Annotated in this window: 26 protein-coding genes; 12 read left to right on the top strand and 14 right to left on the bottom strand. The window is 58.9% G+C overall.

The window, feature by feature from the left end; genetic code table 11:
- Window positions 1–151 precede the first annotated feature (151 nt).
- The 3 genes from IEW09_RS00990 to IEW09_RS00980 form a co-directional block, all read right to left on the bottom strand.
- Window positions 152–460, bottom strand: coding sequence for a BrnA antitoxin family protein (locus IEW09_RS00990; protein WP_188552304.1), 309 nt, complete (start codon window positions 458–460; stop codon window positions 152–154).
- Window positions 438–731 carry a BrnT family toxin gene (locus tag IEW09_RS00985; RefSeq protein WP_188552303.1) on the bottom strand — a complete coding sequence of 98 codons (294 nt, stop codon included), beginning with the start codon at window positions 729–731 and terminating at the stop codon, window positions 438–440. The genes IEW09_RS00990 and IEW09_RS00985 overlap by 23 nt, the downstream gene beginning before the upstream one ends.
- A gap of 87 nt (window positions 732–818) precedes the next feature.
- Window positions 819–1364: a hypothetical protein gene (locus tag IEW09_RS00980; protein ID WP_229738991.1), complete on the bottom strand. Its 546-nt coding sequence runs from the start codon at window positions 1362–1364 to the stop codon at window positions 819–821.
- A gap of 458 nt (window positions 1365–1822) precedes the next feature.
- Between IEW09_RS00980 and IEW09_RS00975 the strand changes: the two genes are divergently transcribed.
- On the top strand, window positions 1823–2158 hold the full coding sequence (locus IEW09_RS00975; protein ID WP_188552302.1) for a glycine zipper 2TM domain-containing protein: 336 nt from the start codon (window positions 1823–1825) through the stop codon (window positions 2156–2158).
- A 33-nt stretch (window positions 2159–2191) separates the two neighbouring features.
- Window positions 2192–2701 (top strand): hypothetical protein, encoded by a 510-nt coding sequence (locus tag IEW09_RS00970; protein ID WP_188552301.1) that lies wholly within the window; start codon window positions 2192–2194, stop codon window positions 2699–2701.
- A 65-nt stretch (window positions 2702–2766) separates the two neighbouring features.
- Here the strand turns inward: IEW09_RS00970 and IEW09_RS00965 are convergent, their stop codons facing one another.
- Together IEW09_RS00965 and IEW09_RS00960 are read right to left on the bottom strand one after the other, a co-directional pair.
- A complete protein-coding gene (locus tag IEW09_RS00965) occupies window positions 2767–3102 on the bottom strand; it encodes a YegP family protein (protein WP_188552300.1) in 336 nt (111 codons plus the stop codon).
- Window positions 3103–3183: 81 nt separating this feature from the next.
- The gene (locus tag IEW09_RS00960) at window positions 3184–4515 is read right to left on the bottom strand and encodes an NRAMP family divalent metal transporter (protein ID WP_188552299.1); all 1332 of its coding nucleotides are present in this window, start codon (window positions 4513–4515) and stop codon (window positions 3184–3186) included.
- A gap of 140 nt (window positions 4516–4655) precedes the next feature.
- Between IEW09_RS00960 and IEW09_RS00955 the strand changes: the two genes are divergently transcribed.
- Entirely contained in the window at window positions 4656–5447 is a 792-nt protein-coding gene (locus IEW09_RS00955; protein WP_188552298.1) for a CHAD domain-containing protein, read from the top strand.
- A 28-nt stretch (window positions 5448–5475) separates the two neighbouring features.
- On the opposite strand, the gene IEW09_RS00950 is transcribed toward IEW09_RS00955, so the two are convergent.
- Complete coding sequence (locus IEW09_RS00950) at window positions 5476–5892, bottom strand: c-type cytochrome domain-containing protein (protein ID WP_188552297.1); 417 nt, start codon at window positions 5890–5892, stop codon at window positions 5476–5478.
- Window positions 5893–6000: 108 nt separating this feature from the next.
- Between IEW09_RS00950 and IEW09_RS00945 the strand changes: the two genes are divergently transcribed.
- Window positions 6001–7170, top strand: coding sequence for a DUF5715 family protein (locus IEW09_RS00945; RefSeq protein WP_188552296.1), 1170 nt, complete (start codon window positions 6001–6003; stop codon window positions 7168–7170).
- An 11-nt stretch (window positions 7171–7181) separates the two neighbouring features.
- Here the strand turns inward: IEW09_RS00945 and IEW09_RS00940 are convergent, their stop codons facing one another.
- The 5 genes from IEW09_RS00940 to IEW09_RS00920 form a co-directional block, all read right to left on the bottom strand.
- A complete protein-coding gene (locus IEW09_RS00940) occupies window positions 7182–8183 on the bottom strand; it encodes a Gfo/Idh/MocA family protein (protein WP_188552295.1) in 1002 nt (333 codons plus the stop codon).
- Window positions 8184–8318: 135 nt separating this feature from the next.
- Complete coding sequence (locus tag IEW09_RS00935) at window positions 8319–9608, bottom strand: glycoside hydrolase family 28 protein (protein ID WP_188552294.1); 1290 nt, start codon at window positions 9606–9608, stop codon at window positions 8319–8321.
- Between the two features lie 205 nt (window positions 9609–9813).
- Window positions 9814–10911 (bottom strand): SurA N-terminal domain-containing protein, encoded by a 1098-nt coding sequence (locus tag IEW09_RS00930; RefSeq protein ID WP_229738990.1) that lies wholly within the window; start codon window positions 10909–10911, stop codon window positions 9814–9816.
- Window positions 10912–10935: 24 nt separating this feature from the next.
- Window positions 10936–11904 (bottom strand): DsbA family protein, encoded by a 969-nt coding sequence (locus IEW09_RS00925; protein WP_229738989.1) that lies wholly within the window; start codon window positions 11902–11904, stop codon window positions 10936–10938.
- A 117-nt stretch (window positions 11905–12021) separates the two neighbouring features.
- Window positions 12022–14532 (bottom strand): LPS-assembly protein LptD, encoded by a 2511-nt coding sequence (locus IEW09_RS00920; protein ID WP_188552292.1) that lies wholly within the window; start codon window positions 14530–14532, stop codon window positions 12022–12024.
- Between the two features lie 153 nt (window positions 14533–14685).
- Between IEW09_RS00920 and IEW09_RS00915 the strand changes: the two genes are divergently transcribed.
- From IEW09_RS00915 to IEW09_RS00895, 5 genes are all read left to right on the top strand, one after another.
- Window positions 14686–16086 carry an RDD family protein gene (locus tag IEW09_RS00915; RefSeq protein ID WP_188552291.1) on the top strand — a complete coding sequence of 467 codons (1401 nt, stop codon included), beginning with the start codon at window positions 14686–14688 and terminating at the stop codon, window positions 16084–16086.
- A gap of 358 nt (window positions 16087–16444) precedes the next feature.
- Complete coding sequence (gene rplU, locus IEW09_RS00910) at window positions 16445–16765, top strand: 50S ribosomal protein L21 (protein ID WP_188552290.1); 321 nt, start codon at window positions 16445–16447, stop codon at window positions 16763–16765.
- Between the two features lie 81 nt (window positions 16766–16846).
- Entirely contained in the window at window positions 16847–17107 is a 261-nt protein-coding gene (gene rpmA / locus IEW09_RS00905; protein WP_188552289.1) for a 50S ribosomal protein L27, read from the top strand.
- A gap of 219 nt (window positions 17108–17326) precedes the next feature.
- Window positions 17327–17635 carry a nucleotidyltransferase family protein gene (locus IEW09_RS00900; RefSeq protein WP_188552288.1) on the top strand — a complete coding sequence of 103 codons (309 nt, stop codon included), beginning with the start codon at window positions 17327–17329 and terminating at the stop codon, window positions 17633–17635.
- On the top strand, window positions 17601–17969 hold the full coding sequence (locus tag IEW09_RS00895; RefSeq protein ID WP_188552287.1) for a HepT-like ribonuclease domain-containing protein: 369 nt from the start codon (window positions 17601–17603) through the stop codon (window positions 17967–17969). The genes IEW09_RS00900 and IEW09_RS00895 overlap by 35 nt, the downstream gene beginning before the upstream one ends.
- A 13-nt stretch (window positions 17970–17982) precedes the next feature.
- On the opposite strand, the gene IEW09_RS00890 is transcribed toward IEW09_RS00895, so the two are convergent.
- The 3 genes from IEW09_RS00890 to rpsU form a co-directional block, all read right to left on the bottom strand.
- On the bottom strand, window positions 17983–18855 hold the full coding sequence (locus IEW09_RS00890) for an MBL fold metallo-hydrolase (RefSeq protein ID WP_188552286.1): 873 nt from the start codon (window positions 18853–18855) through the stop codon (window positions 17983–17985).
- Window positions 18856–18900: 45 nt separating this feature from the next.
- Complete coding sequence (locus IEW09_RS00885) at window positions 18901–19290, bottom strand: zinc-ribbon domain containing protein (RefSeq protein ID WP_188552285.1); 390 nt, start codon at window positions 19288–19290, stop codon at window positions 18901–18903.
- 284 nt (window positions 19291–19574) lie between these two features.
- On the bottom strand, window positions 19575–19772 hold the full coding sequence (gene rpsU, locus IEW09_RS00880) for a 30S ribosomal protein S21 (protein ID WP_014267628.1): 198 nt from the start codon (window positions 19770–19772) through the stop codon (window positions 19575–19577).
- A 171-nt stretch (window positions 19773–19943) separates the two neighbouring features.
- Between rpsU and iscX the strand changes: the two genes are divergently transcribed.
- From iscX to IEW09_RS00865, 3 genes are all read left to right on the top strand, one after another.
- Complete coding sequence (gene iscX / locus IEW09_RS00875; protein WP_188552284.1) at window positions 19944–20159, top strand: Fe-S cluster assembly protein IscX; 216 nt, start codon at window positions 19944–19946, stop codon at window positions 20157–20159.
- Between the two features lie 92 nt (window positions 20160–20251).
- Entirely contained in the window at window positions 20252–21172 is a 921-nt protein-coding gene (gene lipA, locus IEW09_RS00870) for a lipoyl synthase (protein ID WP_188553136.1), read from the top strand.
- Window positions 21173–21325: 153 nt separating this feature from the next.
- Window positions 21326–23320: a DUF3857 domain-containing transglutaminase family protein gene (locus IEW09_RS00865; RefSeq protein WP_188552283.1), complete on the top strand. Its 1995-nt coding sequence runs from the start codon at window positions 21326–21328 to the stop codon at window positions 23318–23320.
- Window positions 23321–23369: the final 49 nt, after the last annotated feature.

Raw genomic sequence — 23369 nt, 5'->3', positions numbered from 1 at the left:
TTTGGATTGCTTAAGGGCACGGCTTCAGCCGTGCCGCAGCGATTCCCAAGTAAAAGAAGAGGGCGCGAGTTGAAACTCGCGCCCTCTTCCACTTGCTCGCGCTATACATAATCCCACACCTTTGGCGGAGATTCGTACACTAAGTGCAACACTAACTGGCCTTATCCCCCAGCATCCGCTCCCGCAAAATCCGGTTCGCCCGCGTCTGATACCCTTCCCCATCTTTCTTTAGCCACGCAATCACATCCGCATCCAACCGCAGGCTCACCGCCTTCTTCACCGGGCGATAGAACCTTCCTCGCACCGCATTCTTCCACGCGTCCGCAGGCATCTCTGGAATATCAGACAAATCAATCTCGCTGTCCTTCATCTGGCTCAGCGCCTTGATCTCCTTCTTCTGCTTCGCTGTCAGAGGCGTTTCCGGCTCTAGGGTGTAACTAACGATACGGCTCTTCTTCATATTCCCTCCTCTCGGTTGGGCTCGCTTTTCGCGCGGAAATAATTCGCACAATCTCTTCTTCCCGCTCCACTACCGTATGCGCGACGAACAGGATCAGCTGGCCACCTACCATCCCAATCGTTCGCCATCGTACTTCGCCACCAATCTCCCGATCTTGCTCCGTCAAAGAGTTTGGATCCTTGAATGCAAGCATCGCCGTCTCAAAGCTGATCCGATGCTTCCGCAGGTTGCTCTTGCTCTTTGCTTCATCCCATTCAAAGCGCACTTGCACCGCCTATACAAATATGTATATACAAAAATGTCTAGGCAAGCAACCAGATAAGAAGTGGCTCTCGATTTACCAAGAAGTAGGTACTCGCTACGAAACCGGCGGCAGCAAAATATCCTGCGCCACATACGCATGCAGCGGATCACCCACGTTGATCTCTACATTCTTGCCATGCTTGACCCGGCCAAACGGAGAAGACAGCGCCCCTTTGATTCCGCCCCCACTCTCTTTGCCCTTGGTCTCGCGCAGCTTGATCTTGTTGTCGCCCGCCTTCAAGTAGTCGAGCCGGATATCCAACTGGCCCGACTTGCCCATCATCCCCGACTTATGCGCCTTGGTCACCACGCCGTATGCGCTGCTGCCCGCCTTCGCCACCACAACATCCCCAACCTTTAGGTCCTTCACCAGCGTCAGCGCCACCGGATCGCCCTCGAACGAAGTCGACGAACTCAAATCCTGCGCGAACTGTAGCTCGACATCGGTCCCCTCCGCCAGCGTGTACTTCTCCGGGGCCTGTGCAACCGCCGCAGCAGGAGCCGCCGTCGTCGTAGCCGCCGCCGAAGAAGTCTCCTGACTCGAACCAACCTGAACAAACGCAAGGATTAAAACCAGCGAACCAGCAAGCATCGGCCTCATAACAACCTCCCCAAGGTCCAAATCAGAAACGCTCAACCGTACCCTAACCTCAGTACCGAAACAAGGAAATTTGCAGCCGACTTCCATCGGATGAACAAACCTTGTCAAGCCCCAACTGCGCTCATCTCACATCTCATCAATGACATAGCGATTGCAGTTCCGTTTCCCTCCATTCGCTACAATTAACGCAGGCCCAAATCCCAAGCCCCGGCACCAATCCGATGCCTTCTCCTTTGGAATCAAGACTTTGCCCAAAGGTTGCATTACGAGCCTAATAAAATCAATACTTTACAAGACGTATCCAGACCTAAGTCAAAAAGAATGAAGACTTTGAGACTAAAGTACCCCAGGGGAGGGGTACCCTGGACGGCCCGCGAAAAAATCCGGACGCAGCCGACCAAACCCGCATCTAACCCCGCATGATGAAGATACGAAAAGCTATACTCATCGCCCCTCTCATGCTGGCCACAAGTCTTCTTCCCATGAGCGCCAGCGCCCAGTATCGAAATCAGAATTCCAACTTCTATAACGGAGTGCGCCACGGTGGTCACGGCGGCAACTACTACGACAACAACCGCCACTACGACGACCATCACCGCGATCAGGGCGGCATCGGGCCCGGCAAAGGCGCACTGATCGGTGCCGGCGGAGGAGCCGTTCTCGGCGCGCTCTTCGGCGGCGGCCTCAAAGGAACCATCATCGGCGGCGCGGCTGGCGCAGGTATCGGCGCAGTCGTCGGCCAGGCAGCACAGAGCAAGCGCGACAACCGCTACGACCACTACCATCGCCGCTAGCCTCCACCTTCAGCAAGAAAGGGAACTCGACCCATGAAGACTGTGAACAAGATGACCGCGAACACAATGAAGACGATGATCTCGAAGCCGCTCCCCGCCTGCCTCATCCTTGCCGCCGCTCTTTTTCTCACCGTCGGCTGCAATCCCAAGACACCGACCCCGACGACGGAGACCTCGACAACTTCGCCAACCTCGACAACCACGCCAAGCGCCGCTCCCGGCCAGTCGCCGGTCACCATCAATCCCGACGCGGGCGGCGCATCGGAGTCTCATCCCTGGACGGATCAGCAGATCCTCACCTGCACCGTCTCGCAGTGCTGGCAGCTCTCTAACAAGAGCGAAGACACCTTCTTCGATATCGTCCAGCAGCTTGCCGCTATCTCCGCGCAGAACCGCAACCTCACCCTGCCGCAGAGCGAGTCCGCAGGTCAGCAGGTCGGCGAAGAGATCAAGACCAAGGCCAAGGCCGATCACGATCAGCTTCTCTACGCCATCGTCGACGACGCCGTTCGCAAGGTCGGTCAACCCGCCGCTGCGAAGTAAATACGCAAACAAAGATGGCCCCGCAAATTGCAGGGGCCATCTTTGTTTAATTTCCTTGACCGTTTTTATACTGTCAGGTCTTCCAGCGCAGCCTTCTCGGCATTCGCCTTCACCGACGCGATGCCTTCTTCCCGCGCCGCATGCGACGAATAACCCTGGCTGGTCCCGATCACCTGATGGTTCGCTGCCTTCAGGTTGAACATCGCTTGGCCGCCATGCTGCTCTTTCCGTTCATAGTTCGCATCGTTACCGGCGTTCTTTCGCACCGACGCAATCCCGTTCTCAGCCGAAGCCTTGGCGACGTACATCTCGCTGGTTAAAATCACCTGGCCGTTTCCAGCCTCCAGCACAAAGTAGAACTCTCCATCCTTCGCTGTCTTGAGCACAAACTTACCCGCCATCGTGTCTCCTTACCTCTGAGATTGACGTTCGCAGCCAGGCCTCCCGGCCGCGCGGCAATTGTACAGGTTTGGCGTTACGGCTCAGTGCGCCGTATGGTGGGCCACCAGCGTATACAGCAGCGCCACAGCGGACAGCCCCATCACCGCGAAGGTAATCCACACAAAGCTGCGCGACAGCCCGCCGCCGCGCTCCTCTCCCAGAATCTCCGCGCTGCCGTTAATCTTCGCAATCAGAAACAGCAAAGGCACTGCGGCGATTCCGTTGAAGACCGCAGTAAAGACCAACGCTTTGATCGGATCGATGCCGACGAAGTTCAGCAGCAGCCCGATCAGCATCGACAGGATGATGACTCCATAAAACCCGCGCGCCTTTTTGAACTTCTTCGACAGCCCCTCCTTCCACCCAAAGGCCTCGGCCAACGCATACGCAGCCGAACCCGCAAGTACAGGAATCCCCAGCAGTCCCAGCCCGATCACGCCGACGGCGAACAGGTCTTTGGCCACCTGTCCGGCGTTGGGAAACGACTGCACCAGCGGCTCCAACGCCTTAGCCGCATCGGCCGCGGTGTTGATCGTCGTAGTCCCATGCTTGAAGAGCACCGTCGCCGTTGTAATGATGATGAACCACTGCGCCAGCTCCGCCGCTGCCATGCCGATCAGCGTATCGATTCGCATGTCGCGAATGAATCTTCGCGGCAGCCGCGGTTTGCCATCCCGACCCGACCTCATTCCCACAGCACGTTCTTCCTCCACCTCCTCCGAGGCCTGCCAGAAGAACATGTACGGCGAGATGGATGTCCCAAAGACGCCGGTGATGATGAAGAAGAAGGCAAACGTCAGCTCGATGTGCGGCACCACCGTGGCATACAGAATCTCCCTCCACGGCTGCTTCACGATAAATGCCGTCGCCGGATACGAGAACAGCGCCAACGCCAGCCACTTCAGCACATTCGCATAGGTCTTGTAGGTAATGACTACCTCCGACACTACCAGCAGAGCAGTGGTTGCAATGGCCAGCAGCCAGAACGGCACGTTCACTACCAGTTGCGCCGCCGCTGCCACTGCGCCGATATCGGCTCCAATGTTGATGGTGTTGGCCACAGCCACCAGCACCACAACGCCGATCAGGATCTTTCGTGAATAGTGGTCCTTGATCACACCGGCGAGCCCTTTGCCGGTCACCGCGCCGATGCGCGCGCACGTCTCCTGCACGGCCAGCAGCAACGGTATCTGATAGAGCGCCGTCCATAGCTGGCCGAAGCCGAACTGTGCGCCCGTCTGCGAATAGGTGGCAATGCCCGACGGATCGTCATCGGCCGCGCCGGTAATAATGCCGGGGCCAAGAATACTGAAGAATCCAATGAGCTTCTGTCTCACCGAACGCTTCGGCTCCTGCTCAACAATCGCCGCCATTTCTTTCTCCTGTATCTGCCCGTCGAAGCGGCACAAGGCTATATCAGTCAGACTTCAATGTCGGTCGCCCTGTCTACACATCCGCCCGCACACTTCTTGGATGCCGATTCCCGTATCATCCTGCAAGCATCCAAATCCACATGGCAGCCGAAGCCCATCCCGTTCGGACCCTGCGCGAGCTGGTCACCTCGCTCGAGGCTGCCATCACCCTAACGGTTGCCGATCCCAAACCGCGCCCCGTCCACCATCTCCGCACCGGCACCCGCCGCATCGAAGCCCAGCTCGAGCTACTGACGCTGCTGCCCGATCTTCCCAAGCATGACCAACCTGCCGTGAAGGCGCGCAAGCGGCTGCGTAAGCTGCGACGAGCCGCCGGACGTGTCCGCGATCTCGACGTGCTGCGCGATCTCATTCCATCCAGGTCCGATGAGGCTGAGCAGCTCCAAAGCTTCTTCAAGCACCAGCGCGAGCGGGCCGCGCATCGGCTCATCGCCGCCATCGACAAGCACCAGGCCAAACTCATCCGCGCCCTCGAGAACATCCTCGAGACTCTTGCTCCTGTCGAATCTCTCAATCTCGCCACTGAAGAACTAGCCGCGCTGGCCCGCGACTGGTACGCTCGCAACGCTCCCGCCGCAGCGGCAGAGCAGAACCATCGCCAGCTCCACAGCACTCGCAAAGCCGCCAAACTTGCGCGCTATATCTCAGAATCGGCGACCGCAACCTCCACGCGCAGCCTCGCCCGCACCTTTGAATCGCTCCAGCAATCCGGAGGCACCTGGCACGACTGGCTCACCCTCTCCGACATCGCCCACCGCAGGCTCGGCGACTCATCGCGTCTCACTCAAACCATCACGCGCCACTGCGAACGCTCGCTGGCCGAGTACCAGCGCCACCTCAAGTCTCTTCCGCAAAAACTGATCAACGCTTAGACGCTCTTCTACCACGTCATCCCGCGCCTCAGCGTCTGGCATCATCGGGCATAATCGCACCCGCCTTCACCCACTGCGTCACCGTTGCGATATCCGCGTCAGAGATCTTCGGCAGCTTCGGCGGCATCGGCATAGGATCCTTCGCCGGTCCCTCGTGCCGGATCAGCCGCACCAGCAGACTCTTCGTCGGATCGCCTGGAATCACCGCCGGGCCATCATGCCCGCCCTTCATCATCCCCGCTTTGGTGGCGAGGTTCAGACCGCCGCGATGGTTAAATCCGCCGTGGCAGCGATAGCAATGCTCTTTGAAGATCGGCTGTACCCTGGTCGTATAGAACTGCGGCGACGCCGCCGGATCCTGCGCTGCCTGCACCGTCCCCACTCGCAATGTCCATCCCAGCAAGGCAACTCCAGCTACCCCAAAGCCCACCAGCAACTTCCGCATCCACACTCCTATTTACTGATGAGTATACGGAACCCACCTGATTACTTACACTATCTCTGAGGACTCTCTAAGGTAGGAATTGCTCTGGCGTTCCGCGCCTCTCACAACATGATGCGGTTGAACGCTACACTTCCGGCCTTCCTGGCGCTTGCAGTCCTATTTTTGATCCCTGCCACGCTGCTTGCCAAGCCTGCGCATCACCGCGCGCGCACGTCCGCCGTCCATCGCAAGGCCGCGGCAAAGCCCGAGCGCACCGCCGCGCGGCGCCACAAGGCAGAGCCCCGGATCACCCCGGTTCACGCAACCCGCAACCGCCGCCATCTCTCTAAGACCGTCAGCGCCGAAGCGCGACCCACCGACAACACGCCGCGCAAGGCCACCTCGGACGACTTTCTGAAGGCCGCCGCGGTGAAGCCCGATGCTCACGAGGCTGCTGCCTCAACTCCAGCCCGACACACTGCCGAGCACGCTGCGCGCACCGAGAGCACCGACCACACCGAGGTCGCCGTCTCTCACTCCCGCCGCTCTCGCCGGTCGCGTTCCGCGGCTCGCCCCGTCTCCGTCGTCAACGTGATCCGTCCCACCGCAGAGAAGCCCCAGCTCAAGAGCATCGCCGATGAGGCTGCTGCTCCTGCCATCCTTCCCGCGCTCTACAACAAGCGCGGACGCCTCATCATTCCCCCGCCGCTCAAGGGCTCGCACGAGATCCTGCTCCACCAGAACGAAGTTGCCGACCGCGAAGGCCTCGAGCGCATTCAGGACGACGCCGACCTCATCGACATGCGCAGCAAGCGGATGCTGGTGCCGCTGCCTACAAGCTATGCCCTCGATGTCGATGAGCGTCTGCCCGAGAACCGCCGTTACACCCGCCCCTGGACCGCGATCTTCCTCAGCAACATGGCGCGGGCACACTACGCCCACTTCCACACGCCGCTGCAGATCAACTCTGCCGTTCGCACCGTCGAGTTCCAGCAGCATCTTATTCACATCAACGGCAACGCCGCTCCCGCAGAAGGTGACACCGCGTCACCTCATCTCACCGGGCAGGCAATCGATATCGCCAAGCACGGGCTTTCGCGTACCGAGGTCGCGTGGATGCGAGGCTATCTGATGCCGCTGATTCAGGAAGGCAAGATCGACGTCGAAGAGGAGTTTCAGCAGTCCTGCTTCCACATCAGCGTCTACAAGCGCTACCTGCCGCCTGCCGACGCGCCTACACGCAACCTGGCCTCACATCGCGGCAGCGAAGCCAGCGCTCTGGCAACTGCCATCCGCTAGGGCTCGCTTTCTTAAACCTGCTCGCGCAATCGACTCTGCCAGCTCTTATAAGCTGCATCGAGCGCGCGCATATTCTTTACGCCGTCCTCGCCCGACGCGGCAAACGTCTCGCCGCCGCGAAGCGCCCGCGCAAAGCTGTCCAGCATCCGCGTGTACCCATCGCCGTTTTCGACCGTCACTGTCTCAATCAGCTCTCCGCCTCGTCGTAGCTGCAGTTGAACGGGACGGTCTACCGTCAAGCCGTTCTCTGCAACCAACACACCGTCGCTGCCGTTAATCTCGACCAGCGTGCGGTACGGCGCGCGCGCACTCGCCGTCACATTCGCATAGACTCCGCCGGTCATCTCCATCTGCAGCGAGGCGACCGCCTCCACCTTGCCTGATGTGTCGTCCTTGCGCGCCAACGTGCTCACGCTTACAACATCCTCGCCCAGCACATAGCGCAACGCGTCGATGCAGTGAACGCCGACATCGGCAATCGGGCCGCCGCAAGCCAGCGTCGGATCGGTAATCCACTTCCTCGGTGCGGTGGCCGCCGGATACGAATACTGCGCATGGGCCAGTTGCGGCTGCCCGATGCTGCCTGCAGCAACCTGCTCCCGCATCCAGTCAAGGCTATGGTTGAAACGAAAGTTCTGCCCTACGCCAAACAGCAGACCCGCCGCCTTCGCCGCCTCGGCCATCTCTTCTGCCTCGGCAGTGTTCATCGAGAGCGGCTTCTCGCACAGCACCGCTTTACCATGCTTCAGAGCCAGCAGCGTATCGTCCTTGTGCATCGCATCCGGCGACGTGATGAAGACCGCATCCACCTCCGGCGAAGCGCACAGCTCCTCGCGTGTCGCAAAGCAATGCGGAATCTTGTAGGCCGCACAGTTCTTCGCCGCGGCCGTCTGATCGCGCCGCCACATACCCACCAGCGTTGCGTCTTTACACTGAGCGAAAGCAGGCAGCAGCCGCCGCACGGCGTGATGCCCAAAGCCAAGGATTGCATATCGTACCGGAGACTGACTCATAATTTCGAGTGTAGAGCATTTCCATTGCTCTCATGTGACCCGCACAAATAGAGGCCACGATGCTCGCACGACCAAAGGCGCTGCAACCGCTATCAGGGAGCCGTGCCGCAGACGGCACGGCTCCCTGTGGTTGCGCTAAACGGTGTAAGGCTTCCCGTTGACGATGACGTCTTCCAGTTTGAGGTCGGTAACGCCGGACGTGTTGAGCTTGTCGTTCTTGGTAATGGTGACGTCAAAATCTTTCAACAGGACATCGCTGATCTCCGTCTGACCGGGGTTGGGCTTGATGGTGCCAAACGAGGTAAACGTGCCCTTGATGCCGGTGATCTTCAGGTTCTTGACGATGGACTTGGGCGGCGCCATGCCTTGCAGATCGAAGTACTGCGACCATGGCGCCATCTGAATGATGCCGCTTGCGGGGCCTTCGCTGGTGATGTTGCGGAAGGTGATGTCCTCGTAGTGCTGGGGCGTATCGGGGCGCAGCTTCAGGGTTGCGATGCGAACCTTGCCCGTGATCTTGCAGTCCTCAGCAATAACGTCTCGGATGATGGTGGCCTCGCTGCCGCAGGTGAGAACGCCGCCGCCGCGCTTGAAGGTGCAGTTGCGGACGCGGATGTGCTCGACGGCCGGGCTGTCCTTGTCCTCCATGGCGCGCGGCCCCTTGGAACCCTTGCAGGCGATGCAGTCGTCCGTGACGGAGAAGACGCAGCCATCGACGGTGACGTTGCGGGAGCTGTCGATGTCGATGCCATCGGTGCTGGGAGCCTGCCTGTAATCGTCCGGCACCTGAAAGTGAACGTTACGCACCAGAACGCCGTCGTTCTTGTAGAGATGGCAGTTCCAGAACTGGGAGTCCTTGAAGGTGATCCCTTCAATCCTGACGTTCTTCGAGCCTTCGATGAGCGCGAGACGGGCGCGCGGCAGTGCGGTGTTCGCAAAGTTTTTGTTCTCGGCTCGTCCCTTCCAGAACGCCTCCCAGATGGGCATACCCGCGCCGTCAAGAATTCCGTCGCCGGTGAGCTCGAATCCGTCGCAGTTGGTCGCATTGATGAAGGCGGGGGTGAAGTGCTCCAGGAAGTGGCCTTCGATGCGCGTGCGTTGCGCGGGGAAGTTCGAGAGATCGGTCGAACACTTGAGGACAGCGCCTTCCGTCAGGCGAAGGTTAACTTTCGGTTTGAAAAAGAGAGCGCCGGAGACAAAGACGCCCTTAGGCACAACGACTGTACCGCCGCCCCTGGAGGCAAGCTGATCGATGGCAGACTGAATGGCCTTGGTGTTGACGGTGGAATCGTCGGCGACCGCGCCGGATTTAGTAATGAGCAACTCGTGAGTGGACGCGGCGAAGGCTTTCGCGGCAAACGGCCAGATAGCAGCCGAGGCGAGGAGAGAGTTGAAGCGACGGCGAGAGTAGCGCTCGATAGACATCAGCAGATTCCTTAGGACAGGGGTCAGGACCGAGTGACCTCAAGTCCTGCTTCTGATCATCATCCGCTGTCCGGAGGTCGAATGTCCAATACGTAAACAAATTCTCAGTTCTCGTGGCGAGGATTCTTTGCCGCTCAAATGGAAAAGACCCCTGTATTTTGCCCTTATATGCAGGACAAACACAGGGGTCAGGTAAAGAGGATGTTTAGTGCGCGTCGTTCTTGAAGATCTCTTCGGCGTAGAAGTTCTCGACCTTCGCCTGATCGCGCAGCATCTCGAAGTAGGCGTTCTTGAGCAGCTGCGAACGGCCCTCGTGAAGCTGCTGCCGGATCGCCTGCTGCACGCTAGGATCTTTCAGCTCGCGCTGTCCCGCAGGCTCAATCGCAATCAACTTAAAGACCGCATAGGCTGCGGGCTTCTTGCTCTGAGGATCCACGAGCGGAACAATCGGGGTCACCTCTCCCGGCTTCAGCTTTAGTACGGCGTTCAGAACCGCGGGTTCTACCTTCATCTGGTCCACCGTAACAAAACCCTTATCGCCGCCATTGGGAGCCGTCTCCGGATCTTCGGAGAAATTCATCGCCATCGTGCCGAAGTCCTCGCCACTGTCCAGCCGGTTCTTCAGTGCCTGGATCTTCTTCCTGGCATCGGCATCGTTCGTCGCTTTGCTGTTTTGCAGATTTACCGGCTGTGGTGACGGCACATCCGTCACAAGAATCTCTGCCAGGTGATACTCCGTCTGAATCAGGTTGTACTCGGACTTGTGCTGGTTGTAGTAACTGGCAACATCCGCATCCGTCACCGTGATCTTCGAGTTGATCTCTTTATTCAGCAGCTTGTTCTGCGTCAGCGACCGGCGCAGGTCGTGCTTCACCTCGTCGAGCGTCGTATGGTTGGCCGCCAGTTGCTGATTGAACTGGTCCTCGGTGTAGCGGGCTTTCATCTCATTCAGCTTGGTGTCGACCTCTTCGCTGGTCGCCGTCAGGTTCATCTTGGCGGCGCGCTGCTGCACGATCTCTTCGTCGATCAGCGCGCGCAGAACATTCAGCCGCAGCGAGTTGGCCTGGTCCTCCGACTGAGGCTGCTGTTGCTGCTGGGCCAACTGCTGCTCATACTGCTTGTCCATCTCCGACTTCATGATGGCGTGGCCGTTTACCGTCGCCACGACGTCGGCCTTGTGCTCCTGCTTGCAACCCGCAACCGGGAGCAGGGCGGCAGCCATCAGCAGGACAACCGGAATCGAAACCTGGCGCTGCAAGCGCGCGGGCAAGGCTGTATTCATATCGCTCGACAATCTCTTCACGTAATCAATTCTCCTGCATCAAAGCTAGTTTCCGGGCTTGGTCGCCGGTGTGGTCTCGGTTGGTTGGACAGTTTCATCCGGCGGCGGTGGTGGCGGAGTCTGGCCTGAGGCGATCAGCGCATCATCAATAGCCTTATACACATATTTCATCGGGACCGCACCCACGATCCTTTCGCCGTTGACGAACAGCGCCGGTGTCGAATCGACTCCCAGCTCGTCACCCAGCTTCATCGAGACCTGTACGGCGGTGTCGTCCTGCTTGGCGATGCAGGCCGCAAGCGTGCCTTCATTCACCTTCTGCTTCGCTCCCTCGGCCTTGGTCAGCGAGTCGATCGTCTCGTTCGCCTTGGCGACGCTTCTCTCGGCTCCGCCCATCTCCGCCGCGTGCGCGTGGATGTAGTCCACCAGGTTCCAATATCCCGTCGCGCTCTGTGCCGCCATGCACTCCACGTCAACCGCCGCGTGCATCGCCCACGGGTGCTGGCTCAGCGGAAAATCCTTATACACAATGCGCACCTGGTTCTTGTAGCGCTCGGTCAGCGCCGGGAACAACTGCGCATGCATCTTCGCGCAGTACGGGCACTCCAGGTCGTCGAAGCCCACAATCAGCACCGGAGCGTTCTCCGGGCCGCCACGCGCAGGCCGTCCCTCGTCGCTCACCAACAGCTTCGGGTCCTTGCTGATATCGAACTTGCTGAACTGCGCCAGCGTCTTGCCGTCCTCAGACAGCAGAAACGTCACCGGCTTGCTCGTCTTGCCCTCCGACGAAAACGTCACGGCGATGGCATCGTATCCCGGAACATCGCTCTTCGTTCGAGGCCCGACGGCGATGTCGTAGTCCGGCGGAACACCCGACCGCGACCGGATCAGAACCTTCACCCGTCGCGCCAGATCAGGAGAAAGTTTCCCCCCGTTGGCCTCCGCTGGTACCTGAGCGTGGCAGCCGAGGGCCGCCAGGGTAAGGGCAAAGACAAGAATTCGGAAGGGTTTCACAGCAATCAGCACCCTCCGATTATCTCACGCAGCCGTCTTTTGGCCGTCTATTAGCCATCTCCTGAAGGTCGATTAGACCTCTGTCGAAGGTCTGTTAGCCAGTCGCCCAGCCCTCACTCAGAACAGCCGTTCCGCCCGCCGCAGATTTCCCGCCGACCCGATATTGGCCAACGTGAAGTTGAACCGGTACGCGTTCTCGTTTCGCACCGAGCCCAGCTCGTACTTCCTGTACTCCACGCTCAACCCGCAGCAGTCCCAGTTGTACGAGGTCTGGAGCGCCCCATACTGCACCGATCCGAGGTTCAGATCGAGCCCAACGTTTGCCGCTACTCCCAGCCCGACTTTTGTCGGCGAACCGTACCCCGCCAGCAGCCGCAGCTGACTGAAGTTCGAGACCAGCGACGACGTTCCCTGCGTGTACGACCGTCCCGGCGCGTTCAGCCGCGCATAGCTCAACCCGGCAAAGGTGTTGCCCTCGTGCAGATCCACCAGCATGTTGTTCGATGTGAACTTCTTGGCTCCCGTATCGAGATCGAAGTCCCACTCCACGTCCATCTTCGCCGACGTCCTCACCCGCAGCCGCGACACCAGCGGCGAGATCTCTCTCGCTTCCGTCAAAAACGCTACGCCCGAAAGGTTCAGCGTCGTGTCGAAGATGTTCCGCTTGCCATCGACCACCGCTCCGCCAAAGTTCTTGTCGAAGAAATACTTCTGCGTCAGCCGCCAGCTAATCCACTCGCGCGCGCCGCACTGCGATACCGGAACATCCGTGTCTGCATCGCCGCCGTCATTCTCCTGCGCCTGATCTGCGTCCTGACCGGCATCTTTATCGGTCTTCTCCGCAACCTTGCACGGCTTGGCCTCCTTGCCTTTCGCCGGTTTCAGGAACAGCCGCTGGGTCACGCCATACTGCATCTCGTTGGTATCGCTTACGACGTCCACATCGTCAAAGCGCAGTACCTTCAAAAAGTTATCCACGCCGCCGACATAGCGATACTTCAGCTCCGGCTCGATGGTGTGGCGCACCTCGCTGCCAAACAGCTTCTCCACAAACTTCGAATCGAAGGTCCTCTCGATCACCGGCGGCCTTATATCTACCTGCGCCTCAACGTCACTGCGGCTCAACCCGCCGCGATGCTCGACAGACGCCTCCCCCGCAGACTTTGGCGGCTCCAGACTGCGGCTATAGAGCGTCTCCCGCACTCCCAGCGAGGGCAAAAACTTCCACTCACCCAGCTTCAGCGGATAGGCAATCTCGGGATGCAGGTCGAACCGCTGGGTAACGCCGCTGCTCACAAAGTTCGGCTGCACGCGCTTCAGCCCACCGGTCGAAGCTTCAATGTTCCACAGCAGCCCGGTCGTGCCCAGCGCATGGTCGGTCGAATAGGTCTCAATCGCAGGCGCATGAAAGATGCGGACCTCCTGGGCCGGAATCGCCGGTGTCGTCGGCGTAGCCGGTACGGCGATACGCTTCAGCCCCTGGTAACGGTCGGCACGCACGTCCGAGGCAAAGCCGTTCGCCTCGTGCACGCCATACGCAAACGAGAGGATATCGGTCGAGACCGCCTGGTTGAAGTTCTCCGTGAACGCCTCGCGGTAAGGGTACGAGCTCAGATACTCCATATCGCTCGCGATTCGCGTCTGCGCCGAAAAATCATGCCGCCCGGAGAAGGTCACATCCTGGCCGCCCTGGTTGATGTACTGCCCGCCGCTCACGTAGCCGCGGTCGAGCAGGCCGCTGTAGCGTGCCGTCGCAAAGTCGTTGTCGAGCCCGCGATAGTGCAGCATCGCCGACTGCGACCAGCCGCGGCTCGAGAAGTACTCCGCGCCCACCGTCAGGTCGGTGCTGCGGTTAATGGCGAAGTAGATCTGCTCGCCCAGAATCAGGCCCTTGGTCGAAGACTCGCCGATCACCGGAATCATGAAGCCGCTCTGTCGCCCTTCCGTGCTTACCGGATGCGTGACATAAGGCATGTAGAGCAGAGGAAGGTTGAAGAGGTGGAAGACGCTGTTGTGCGCGCTGGCCATCTCACCGTTCACCTCAAACTTGCCCGCATACAGCAGCCAGTCGGGATGCTCGAGTTGGCACGAGGTCACCGTTCCGCCGTAGATCTCGTACTCCTCCGGCCCCCTGCGCACCACCACGCGGCCCGTAAACAGAAAAGGGTGTCCGTTCGCGTACACCATCTTGCTGTTGTGTCCCGATCTCTTCAGCCCCACCGAACCCGAGACATCGTAGAACCGTCCCGTCTGCTTGTTCAGGTTGATGGTTCCGTGGCTGGCGTTGATGATCTCGTCGTTTGCGCCGCCGGTCGCCTTCAGGTGTCCGGTCGCCTCCAGCTCGCCGGTCGCGCTGTCGTACTCGATGTGGTCGGCCTCCACCTTGCGATTGCCGTAGGTGATCACGACATTGCCGTCGAGCACGTAACGGTCGCCCGTCTTCGACTGCATATCAGACTCCATCACCACCGGCGCCGTCTTCTCGGTCGAAGGCACGACGATCGCCTCTGGATACTGCGAAGACTCCAAACTGCTCGATGGCGACGGCTCCTCCGGAAGCATCGTCGCGGGGGTTGCCTGATTCGTCACCTCTTGCGCGCGAAGCTGTGGATGACTTGCTGCAATCATCGTGATAGTTATCAAGAGGTAAACGGTTCTCAGGGCGCACCGGAGACGTCTCCGATCAGCCCTCAACTTCCGTTCGATGTTTTCAAAACTTGTCAGACGCACCACTCTCTGAGGCTAAACGATTTCACGGAAGCGGGTTTAGGTTTGAGCACAATGAGCTCTGCACAGCTTGACATACAGCCACTGGACGAAGCCGCCGCAGAATCGGAAGCAATGCTTGCTCCCTTTGCCCTCAAGCAACAGGTAGCAGAGCGTCTGGCCGCTCACCGCGCCCGTCACGCGCAACCTAACGCCGCTCCTGTGCCCGCTGCGGCCCGCCCTGCCTCTGCCAGGCCGCGCGCCGCGCGCATCGCTGCAGCCGTCGCCGAGCGCTACGCCCAGTCGCAAAGCTATCGCGCCTTTCTCGCCGCCGAGGCCGAGCGCGCCATTCAGGAGGCGCAGGCTGCTGCCGAGGTCGCCGCGCGCAGCGCTCAGGCCATCGCCGACGCGCAGAACGAGCTGCTCGCCGAGCTTGACCAGTGGCAGCTCACTCCGCCGCCCGTTCCTTCGGCGCCGGTCTCCGCCCCAGCTTTGTCATCTGTCGCCCCCGCGGCTCCCCAAAATCTGTCATCCTTCGCCGAAACCGAGCCGCAGACTCAGGTCTCGAGCGTTGGCCTCACCGTTCGGCTCTACGAAGACAGCAAGCACTCGATCCCCGAGCCCTTCAGCGGCCCCATCCGTCCCCGCTATCAGAACTCTTTCGAAGCGATCAATGAGATCGAAGAAGACGAACGGCTCGCGCTCGAGGACGAGATCGCCTTCCGCCAGTCTCCTACCTTCGAAGACCCGGTTGCGCCGGTCGAGATTCCCGCCAACCTCATCGAGTTTCCCCGTCAGCTCGTCGCTCCCCGCCGCGCCCGCCCGCGCATCGCCGAAGGTCCGCTGCGCGAAGAGGCCGAACACGCTCACGACGCTACCCAGCTCCGTATCTTCGAGGTCGAGCCCACGCAGATCTCGACCAAGCCCGTAATCGAGCCGGTCGAGTCAGCCGAATCGGTCGAGCCCGAGTGGTCTTCGATCCTGCTCAGCGCTCTGCCTGTCTCTTCTTACGTCGAGCCCGAGACCTCGCGGCTGCCCTTCGTCCCTACGCTTCCGCTGCATACCGCATCGCTCAGCCTTCGCCTGATGGCAGGGTTGGTCGACGGCTGCATCCTGCTCGCCGGCTTCCTCAGCTTCGCCACTGTCTTCGCGCTGACTCTCGATAAGCTCGCCGTGCCGCAGCTTCCCACCCAGATCGCAGCCATCGGCGCGGTCGGTGTGCTCGCCCTGATGGCGCTGCTCTATCAGGCGCTGTTCTTCACCTTCTCCGAGGCGACCCCGGGGATGCGCTACGCTCGCATCGGTCTCTGCACCTTCAACGACAATAATCCGACCCGCGCCGCCATGCGCCGCCGCATCCTGATCACGGCCCTCTCTCTTTCCCCCCTGGGCCTGGGCTTCCTCTGGGCCTTCCTCGACGATGACGGCCTCGGCTGGCATGACCGAGTCTCCCGTATGTATCAGCGCAGCTATTAGGCAGCAGTCTGTAACCACCTAAACGGCTTTTTACCGGTTACGAGTCACTCAATGTAACCGGAGAAACGGCATTTTACTGGTTACATGAGACCGTTTCGGGATTGAGCTTGCTCTGCCAAATGTTGGGTTGACCCTCCCCCGGAAACACGGTACACTTCTTAAGTTTGGCGCTGTAGCCCGTGTGTCTCGAATTGTGTTTCCGAGCTGAGGGTTGCAGGGACAACCGGCTTGAGTCTGCGAATCCTGCGACGATTCAGCCAGTTGGCTTGATGCAGTGCTCCTGTATTCGCCCCATGCAGCACAATCTATGTGAAGAAGCGATAGCGTTTTTTAGCAACGCACGCTTGAGGTTTTAGCTATGTACGCAGTGATCCGCACAGGCGGCAAACAGTACCGCGTTGCCCCAGGTGACAAGTTGAAGATCGAGACTACCGCCTCCGAAAACGGAGCGGTCGAGTTCTCCGACGTCCTGGCCGTCAGCGGCGAAGCAGGCAAGTTCGAGTCGGAGCTGAACGGAGCCAAGGTTCTGGCCTCTGTCGTCGGCGAAGGCCGTGGCGACAAGGTGTTGGTCTTCAAGCTGAAGCGCAAGAAGCAGTACAAGAAGATGCAGGGTCACCGCCAGAACTTCGTCGAAGTCAAGATCAACGAGATTCAGGTCAACGGCAAGAGCTTTAAGTAAGCTTCCCGGCAAAGAGAAAAGAGATTTGGTTTTTATTTTTATCCCGCGAACGCCTGAGGGCCGCGCGAAAGAGGCAATGCAATGGCACATAAAAAAGGCTTAGGTTCTTCCAAAAACGGTCGCGACTCAAATGCACAGCGGCTCGGCGTCAAGCGCTTCGGCGGCGAAACCGTCACCGGTGGCTCCATCCTCGTTCGTCAGCGCGGAACCCCACTCAAGCCCGGTGCGAACGTAGGCCGCGGCAAGGACGACACCCTGTTCGCGAAGGTCGACGGCGTAGTCCGCTTCCAGAATCGCGGCCAGATCGGCCGTTTCGTCTCGATCGATCCGATCAACGCGTAATGGATTCACAGCTTTTGAAAAGCCCTGCTTCGGCAGGGCTTTTCTGCATTAGAGCGGGTTTCCTCCAACGTATAGTCTTGGTAATTCGAATAAAACGCAGATTCCCTTCGGGAATGACAAACAAAGGGAGCTATACCAGAGAGGAAATAGCTATAGAGGATCAGAAGTGTGATGAAATCGTGCAGTAGATAGACTAAGACGGGGGGGGGGAATTCTGAGATGCTCGATGAACTTGCAACCAAGAAGCGACAGATTCAGGATCTTTGTCAGAAGTATCACGTTCGCCGGCTAGGAGTATTTGGCTCTGCTCTGCGTGACGACTTCAATCCTGCTCAGAGCGATATTGATTTCGTTGTAGAATTCGGCCCTCTCTCTATCAGCGAATATGCGGATAATTACTTCGCTTTCCACCATGCTCTGAGCGATCTTCTTGGGCGCGAGATCGATGTGATCAGTTCACAAAATATTCGCAATCCCTTCTTCCGTCGCGAACTTGAAACAACGCAAGAGACCCTCTATGCCGCGTAGTTTGCAAATTTATCTTTGGGAACTTGAGCAAAGCATCTCCGACGTGGAGCAATTTACCAGCGGGCAGACGTTGGCGACATACGAGCAAAATTCCATGTTGCGGGCTGCGGTCGAACGTAAGTTTACAGTCATAGGCGAGGCTCTCGCGCAGATGATGCGCCACTTTCCGGCAACAGAGCAAAAGATTGAACACAGCAGAAAGATCGTCGACTTCCGAAATCTTCTTACGCATGAATATGGCGAAGTCGATGACATGATTGTCTGGAGCATCGTCGAAAGACACCTGCAGCCTTTAAAGCGGGACGTTTTGCGCTGGAAGGAAGAGTTGGAATAGATAAGAGCTTCATCTATTCCGTCGCAATCACGACTGGCTTCTGCTTCTCGTTCAGGCCGATGCGCGCCATGGGGTTGCGATGGTCGTGCGTAAAGAGCACCAGCCAGTTTTCGGGGATTGCGCGTTGATAGAAGCGCTTGCGCTGCACGATCGTCTCCAGCGGGTCGAGGTCGTAGCCCATCACCCAGGTCGTATCAAGGTGGGCGCTGGTGGGGATCAGGTCGGAGATGTAGCAGGCGTGTTGCCCTGCCGATTCGATGTGGATGCCCATTAATTGAGCGGTGTGGCCGGGGAAGAGTTCCACATGGATGCCGGGGCAGATTTCGGCCTCGCGGCCTTCGATGAGCGTCATTTGACCGGATTCGATCAGGGGATCGTAGTTGGGGGAGAGGTAGCTGACGCGGTCGCGCTCCAGTTGGAGGTGGCCGTGCTCGACCTCGCCGCGATGGGCGAAGTAGTGCGCGTTGGGAAAGGTCGGGGTTACTGAATCGTCCGGGTGCAGGGTGGTGTTCCAGCCGCAGTGGTCGAAGTGGAGGTGGGTGTTGATGACGAAGTCCACCTCTTCGACGGCGATGCCGGCGGCTACGAGCGAGGCCGGCAGCAGCTCCTGGTTCTCGTGAATTGCACGTAGCTTTGCGGGCTGCTTGTTGCCGATGCCGGTCTCGATCAGAACGGTGTGTTTTCCGGTTCGAACTACGACTGTATTGAGCCCGAGCAGGATGCGGTTGTCGGCGTCGGGCTCGGCGCGTTTCTGCCAGAGCGTCTTGGGTACGACGCCAAACATAGCTCCGCCGTCGAGTTTGTAGGTTCCATCGGTACAGACCGTCAACTCGAAGTCGCCAACCTGCGTTCGCGCTCGCACCAGATCCGAATCAGCCGTGTGCATAAAAGCCCTCTCACTCCATCTTAGAGGGAGGGCCGGCTGTTGCAGTCAGGCGTGGGGAATCGCGGCGATTGGGTCGGCGTTGATGGCCGCTCCCTCTGAAGCAGCGACCAGGTCGGCGGCAACGGCAGCGTGAGGCTGCTTATGCTGGAAACACTGGCGACAAAGCACGGGCCGTCCTTGCGTGGGCTTGAAGGGAACGGTGGTCTCGATCCCGCACTCGGAACACCTGGTCCGTGTTTCGGTGCGCGAAAGTACGGGAGCAGATGAACTTGACCCGGCTCGCAAGGCTGCGCCTGCGCGTTTAAATTTGCAGGGTTTGCAGCGCTTGGGATCATTTTTGAATTGCTTGTCGAAGAAAAAGAGTTGTTCGCCAGCGGTGAAGATAAACTCGCCGCCACAGTCTGCGCAGGTTAATAGCCTATCCACAAATTCCATAGCCGCTTCTCCCGTCTTGCGGAAAAAGGGTGAAATACCCGTGGGCATTGATTATCGTGAGGCCGACGGGCGCTCAACCTTTTTCGTGATCTTTCGTTGCAGGATTTAAAGGGGCCCGTTGCTGCTTGTTGCTCAGATTCATCAATGCTCCGGTCACGGTGAGCTGCTGCGCATGCTCTCTCTGCCGGAGGAACCAGATCAGTGGCGGGAGTCCATCTGCTGGTTGTTTCAAGTGGCCGTCCGCGAGCGTGAAGCCGGGACGGCCTGACTTGGTTAGGGAGCGATTAGTCCTGCTCCTTACGGACCTTCTTGCGATTACGCTTACGCGCGAGCGCTTCTTTGACGCGCTTCTTTTCACCTGGTTTCAGATAAAAGGAGTGACGCTTGACTTCCTTGATAATGTCTTCGGTCTGAACCTTGCGCTTAAAGCGGCGCAGAGCATTTTCAAGGGGTTCGCCCTCTTGTACTCGAACCTCTGCCAAGAAAAATACACCTCCAAACGGTCCCGATAGGGAACATACATATCCTGAATGGGATACATATATACCAGAATACGCTATGTTGTGAAGAATTTTTATAGAGTTTTAGCACAATGGACAATGAATTTCGTCATCGATAACGCGCCGTAAAATAACGATTGAGGAGAACAGACCATGGCTCGCGAGATTGGATGGACAGATTCCGAAGAGATCGGAATTCAGCTGCAGGAGAAGTTTCCGGACCTTGATCCCTATACCGTCCGGTTTACCGACCTGCACCGCTATGTGACCGAGCTGCCCGGGTTTGCGGGAGATCCGGCGAAGTCGAACGAGGGCATTCTGGAGGCGATCCAGACGGCGTGGCATGAGGAGTACGAGGACGCGAAATAGATCGCATTCGGATGGGTTAAAGCGTGCGGATACCGGCGTTTCCGGTGAATGGGTAGGATCGTTTTTCTGACGACTCGATACAATCATTAATGATGACTCCGACTGCTGAGCTGGTGCAGATTGATTTGTCGCCGCGGAAGCCGGCTCCCAAGCCCGAGTGGCTGAAGGCCAAGGCTCCGATGGGCGAGACCTTCCATGCGTTGAAGAAGATGGCGCGCGAGCTGAACCTGCATACGGTCTGCGAGAGCGCGCATTGCCCGAACATCGGCGAGTGCTGGAACCAGAAGGCTGCGACCTTTATGATGCTGGGCAACTTGTGCACGCGGCGCTGTGGATTTTGCGCGGTGCCCAAGGGCAGGCCAGAGCCGATTGACTTTGACGAGCCGCGGCGGGTGGCTTATGCCGTGGCGCAGCTGGGGTTGGCCCATGCCGTGATTACCAGCGTGAACCGCGATGACGATAACGTGGGCGCGGCGCAGGCGTTTGTGAAGGTGATTGAAGAGATCCGGTTGCAGGCACCGGGCTGCAGGGTGGAGATTCTGACTCCGGACTTTCAGGGCGTGGAAGAGTCGCTGCGGATGGTGGTGGCGGCGAAGCCCGAGATTCTGAACCACAATATCGAGACGGTTCCGCGGCTTTATCGTGTGGCGAAGAGCGGCGGACGGTATGAGCGGTCACTGCGTTTTCTCGAACAGGCCAAGGAGATTGCGGCGGAGACAGGCGAGTCGATCGTGACGAAGACGGGCATCATCGTGGGTCTGGGTGAAGAGATGCACGAGCTCCTTGCGGTCTTCCGCGATCTGGCCGACCGCAAGGTGGATATTCTGACGATTGGGCAGTATCTGCGGCCGTCGCGCGACCACCTGGTGATGGCGCGGTACTACACGCCGGAGGAGTTCGCGTTTTTGAAGCACGAGGCGCTGGGGATGGGCTTCAGGCACGTGGAGAGCGGGCCGCTGGTGCGGTCGAGCTATCACGCGCACGAGCAGGCGCAGAGCACCGGGCTGGCTTAAATTCCCGAATCGGCTGTTCACTCGTTTGAGTGGCGCTCTCCGTGTAGTTTTGTCTTGATCCGAAGGCCCTGCCGTCGTATAACTTTCGCACGCATTCAATATTGGATTTGAATTCCACCCTTCCCTCGGGAAAGGTGGGATGTACGAGGCCTGATGACACACGATGTAGGACCGTCTTCCTGGGCCTGCCGCTACCGCTTTGCGACTGTTGTCCTGATTCTTCTCTCTGCCGCACCATTCTGCTTCGCCAAGCAGGATACCGTTCCGGACTGGGTCCGCGACGCTGCCGCGCAGAAGCTGCCGGACTACCCGGCTGAGACCAACGCAATTGTACTTCTCGATGACACCACCTACAGCGTTGCGGCCAATGGCCAGGCCACGGAGCACTATCGCCGCGTGGTGAAGATTCTGCGGCCACAAGGGCGGGACGACGCTACCGTTGCCGTTCCCTTCGATAAAGACACCAAGATTCTTTCGCTGCATGTCTGGAGCATCGGGCCTGACGGTCACCAATATGCCATGAAGGACAATGAGTTCGTCCAATATGGCTATCCGGGGCAGGGAGATTTCTTTGAGGACGATAAGGTCAAGGTCGCCGATGCGCCGGGCCGCGATCCTGGCGGCGTGGTTGCCTACGAGTATGAGCAGCGCATTCGTCCCTTCCTGACGGAAAAGACCTGGTTCTTCCAGGGCGATCTGCCGAGTGTGAGCCAGACATTTACTCTCGAGCTGCCGCTCGGCTATAGCTTTGGCACGGTGTGGGCCCATCATGAGCCGATGAAGGCTGCCGATCTTGAGAGCCAGCGCTGGCGATGGGAGATGAAGGACGTTCCCGCCATCAATCTCGAGCATGTTCTCTATCGTCCGTCGGAGCTCTCGCTGGCCGGACGGATGACGGTGCATTATTTCGGTGCGGACGTTCCGGTGAAGACGGATGGGACGTGGCAGAGTATCGGTGAGTGGTATGAGGGGCTGGCGAAGGACCGGCTTGTGGCCACGCCTGAGATTGCGGCGAAGGCCAGCGAGCTGACTGCGGGCAAGGCCGACTTCTACGACAAGGCGCAGGCCATCTCAGAGTTTGTACAGGACCAGGTGCGCTACTTTGTCATCGAGATGGGCATCGGCGGCTATCAGCCGCACTTTGCAGGCGACATCTTTCGCAATCGTTATGGCGACTGCAAGGACAAGGCCACGCTGCTCTCTGCGATGCTTTCGAGCGTAGGCATCCACTCGGCGTTAATGATGGTCGATACGAGCCGTGGTGTCATCGATCCGGATGCGCCGTCGATCGTCGGCAATCATATGATCGCGGCGATCGAGATACCGCAGGGCTACAGCTCGCCAAAGCTGCACAGCATCATCACGGCGAAGAACGGGCACCAGTATCTGATCTTCGATCCCACGTGGGACAAGACTCCCTTTGGCCAGCTTGAGCACGGGCTTCAGGGAAGCTATGGACTTCTGCTGGAGGGTGACCAGAGCCAGATTGTTGCACTGCCTGTTCTGGCGCCGACACTCAATACGATTCATCGGACGGCGCACTTTCAGCTTGAGCCGGACGGCTCTCTGAAGGGAACGGTGACTGAGAAGCGATTTGGCGATATCTCCGAGAGCCGACGCCGATTGTATGTCATGGAAGATGCGAAGCATCAGAGCGACTTTCTCGACAACAGCCTTGGAAGGGACTTCACCACGTTTTCCGTCTCCGGCTTTGCGGTGCAGAATGCGGCAACGCTGGGCAAGGAGCTGACCACTTCGTACTCATTGACTGCCGACCACTTTGCGAAGGCCATGGGACCGCTGCTGATGGTGCGCCCGCGGGTGCTTGGCAGCGATGGTCTCGAGACGGACCGCAAGGTACGCAAGGTTCCGATCAATCTGCGGCAGACGATGCAGGCGACGGATGACTTCAGCATCGAGCTGCCGCCGGGCTATACCGTCGATGAGACGCCTGACCCGGTCAAGCTTGATCTCGGCTTTGCCGCTTATGAAAGCTCTATCGAGGTTAAGGGCGACACGCTTCACTACACACGCACCTACACGGTTCGCAAGGTTACTATTCCATCCGACGAGTATGGCGATCTCCAGAAGCTGGCCGGAGTCATCGAGGCGGATGAGCAGGGCCGCGCTGTACTCAAGAAACGTTGAACGCAACGGTATTTTTGCCAGCATTTTTTAGAGAAGAAGGAAATAATCG

Source organism: Edaphobacter dinghuensis, assembly GCF_014640335.1.
GTDB classification, from domain to species: Bacteria; Acidobacteriota; Terriglobia; order Terriglobales; family Acidobacteriaceae; genus Edaphobacter; species Edaphobacter dinghuensis.
The sequence above is the reverse complement of the archived record's forward strand: the minus strand, read 5'-3'. Positions and strand labels throughout refer to the sequence as shown.